At 48.6% G+C, this 2,076-nt stretch carries 1 protein-coding gene; it reads right to left on the reverse strand.

Translation table 11 applies throughout. The annotated features are described in order from the left end of the window. Window positions 1-475: 475 nt before the first annotated feature. Window positions 476-1,420, reverse strand: a complete 945-nt coding sequence (locus DET50_RS19275; protein ID WP_011784144.1) for an IS5 family transposase — start codon at window positions 1,418-1,420, stop codon at window positions 476-478. Window positions 1,421-2,076: the final 656 nt, after the last annotated feature.

The following is a 2,076-nucleotide window of genomic DNA, read 5'->3' on the forward strand; positions in this document are numbered from 1 at the left end:
GGAGAAGGTGATCTGATCCATGCTGGCAACGATCCTATGCGATTGACGATGGCCGTATTATCGCTGATTTTGGAGACTTATTCAGAGCCTCCTTAGAAAAGCAGTACTTCACAAAGCTGTCAGGTGTCTAGGATATTGGGGCTTGCCACACTGCGAAATCGAAGGGGGTATCGATGAAGCAGGTTATCAAGAATCTCCATCGGCAAATCGGTCTTCCAGTACGTTAATAAAACGTTGGTCTCAGTTAGCCACAAAAACGTGTTCGATGCCATGACGAACAAAGACTGATCATGTTCGCGGCGCATACATTGTACTCGCCAATTACAGAAAGCTAAGGAAGGTCTGAATAACCGTCGATTTTCACCAGCATCCGTTTGAGCCAGCAGAAAACGGAAAATTCAGACGCAACTCTCCATTTATTTGTATGTTTTCTGCCCGTTTCCCGCCATTTTGGCGGAAAATAGGCACACTGCCCCTATGCCAGCAGGTATTTTTCACCGATTAACAGATTACTGAACGCGGCCAACAAGTGCAGCCGGTTGGTGTTTTTCGACAGGCCGCGATAGCGAACCTTGTTGTAGCCGAACACCTGCTTGATGTACCGGAACGGATGTTCCACTTTTGAGGGGATGCTGGCTTTGATTTTCTCGGCTTTCAGCTTGTCAGCATTCAGGGCCTTCCGTGAACCCGGGCGCTTGGCGATGAACCAAGACACATTTTTACGGTGCTTGTGCTCGCCTCGCTTTTGTATGCCGAGGTAGCCGGCATCACCAAAGACTCGGCGCTCTTCACCGTGCAGCAGTTTGCCGGAAGGCACAATGTCATGGACATTGGCAGCAGTGGTGTCGATGCTATGGATAAGGCCCAGTGTGTCGTCGACGCCAATGTGCATCTTCATGCCGAACTGCCATTCGTTGCCCTTTCGGGTTTGGTGCATCTCCGGATCGCGCTTGCCAGAACTGTTCTTTGTGGAGCTGGACGCAGAGATGATGGTGGCATCAACAATGCTGCCTTCACGCAGCATCAGGCCGTTTTTCTCCAGGTGCTTGTTCACCTCTTTGAACAGCACCTTGCCGAGACCATGCTGCTCCAGAAAATGACGGAACTTAAGGATCGTTGTTTCGTCTGGCAGACGATCGAGCTTCAGGCCAGCGAACTGGCGCATGGATTCGATCTCGTACAATGCATCTTCCATGGCCGGATCGCTGAGGTTATAGAACAACTGCATGCAGTGAACGCGCAGCATGGCAGACAAAGGATAGGGAGGCCGTCCGTTCTGGCCCTTGGGGTAATAACGGGCTACCTTCTTTTCCAGCTGCTTCCACGGAATCAGCTTGTCCATCCGTTCCAGAAAGATCTCGCGGCGGGTTTTGCGCTTTTTGGTCTGGTACTCGGCTTCGGAGAAGGTGATCTGATCCATGGTGGCAACGATCCTATGCGGTTGACGACGGCCGTATTATCGCTGATTTTGGGGACTTATTCAGAGTCTCCCTAAGTGACCCAAATCATTTCTTTCATCATATGTTCGAGAATTCCCAAACTTGAGGCCTACGCCAGCAGATATTTTTCACCGATCAAAAGGTTGCTGAATGCAGCCAGCAAACGTTATTTAAAAACCTCTAACCGTTTAGTTGAGTAATAGATTGCCATCAGCACTGGTACGTCCTTGCTATAAAAAACTGTTTCATTAGCGCCATACCTTTGATTCAATTGGTCAAGTGTCCTGATATCAATATCGGATGTCAGAACCCGCCTCCCATTTACATCTCCAAAAAGCCTGAATCTCACTCTGTTTGACTTACAGACTGCCTGCAGTTTGAACCCTGAGTAGCCCGTTCTTGGATGCCACTTTCCAACGGCTTCAACAGTGACACTTCCAACAGAAGAGGCCGAAAACATTAAGTGCTTGGTGTGATTTAACCAAGATTCAGTGATATACACCTCAACCCATAGCGGTCGCGCAAAGTCACAATCTTTTATTGGGGTATCCGGAATTTCTGGTTGATAAAATGCCAAAGATGTAAAGAAGAAAATCTTTCTCAGCGGATTATCTGATTGATCCTCTTCAGCCTACTC

It is taken from the genome of Marinobacter pelagius (genome assembly GCF_003315345.1).
GTDB classification, from domain to species: domain Bacteria; phylum Pseudomonadota; class Gammaproteobacteria; order Pseudomonadales; family Oleiphilaceae; genus Marinobacter; species Marinobacter pelagius_A.